Raw genomic sequence first — 1,039 nt, 5'->3', positions numbered from 1 at the left:
GCCGTGGCTGGACATAGGCGCCGCACACTCCCAGTTCCCCTCCTCCTCAGCGGCTGCCGGCTGTCTGTGGTTGGACATAAGTCGCCCACGACCACTTCCTCTCGCACCTGCCGGGCTGCCGGTCGCCCGTGGGATCAAGGTCTGCCTGGCCGGTAACCACCTGGTGGGCGATTGGGGCCGTGGATCAGGTCAGCTGAGGGGGAGGTTGTCACGGAGGTCTTCGGCTCGGAGGAGGTCGTCGGCCAGGGACGCGCGGTCGGAGGCTTGGAGGGGGATCTGGTCGGCCTCTGACAGCAGACGGGAGGCGAGGGGGGTGTCGTCCAGGTGGAGGGCCATGGCGGCGCGGAGGATCAGGGCTTTGACGCGGGCCGGGGGAGGGACGTCGGAGGAAAGCAGGCGGTCCAGGATCTTGGCAGCGGCTGCGTGGTCCTCCTTGGAATCACCGAGGAGTGACGCCAGGTGGAGAGCCTTGGCCACCGGTTCCTTCGGAACCGGTGAGTGGTGGAGGTCGTCGCTGATCGGTTGGCCGATGCGAATGCTGTTGCCACCCGGGTCGGCCATGATGAACTGCCGCATCCCATAGGTGGTGTCCTTCAGCGGACCGATCCGGGGGATGCCACGGGTCGGGATCTTGCCCAGTTCCTGCTTCAGTCCGCTACGGAACTTCGCGTACAGAGCATCGACGTCGTCGGTCGTGATGTAACACGCGCCGTACGACTCGGCCGGCTCGAAGCCTTTCAGTGCCGCGAACTGCAGCTCGACGTCGCCGTGCTGGACGACGGCGTAGGCGTACGGACGTTCTTGATAGAACGTGACCTCGAAACCCAGGGCCTTGTAGAAGTCGACCGTCTCGGGGACGGACCTGCAGGGGAGCATCGCCGCCAGTTTCTCGCTCATCCGGCGACCGTAGGCCCATCTCCAGCAACTAGTCAAACTTGATTACATGCTTCTGTCCTCCCCTCAGCCACAGACGGCCGGCAGCCGCTAAGCCGAGTGGGAGGGGAGGTGGGAGTAGGCGGCGCGTATGTCCAGCCACGGG

Annotated in this window: 1 protein-coding gene; it reads right to left on the bottom strand. The window is 65.5% G+C overall.

Translation table 11 applies throughout. From position 1 onward, the window contains the following. Positions 1 to 189: 189 nt before the first annotated feature. The gene (locus tag OTB20_RS42245; protein WP_267825194.1) at positions 190 to 897 is read right to left on the bottom strand and encodes a bleomycin resistance protein; all 708 of its coding nucleotides are present in this window, start codon (positions 895 to 897) and stop codon (positions 190 to 192) included. Positions 898 to 1,039: the final 142 nt, after the last annotated feature.

It is taken from the genome of Streptomyces sp. H27-H1 (genome assembly GCF_026627445.1).
In the GTDB taxonomy this organism is placed as follows: Bacteria; Actinomycetota; Actinomycetes; order Streptomycetales; family Streptomycetaceae; genus Streptomyces.
Note: the sequence above shows the minus strand (reverse complement) of the source record. Positions and strands in the feature narration are given on the sequence as shown.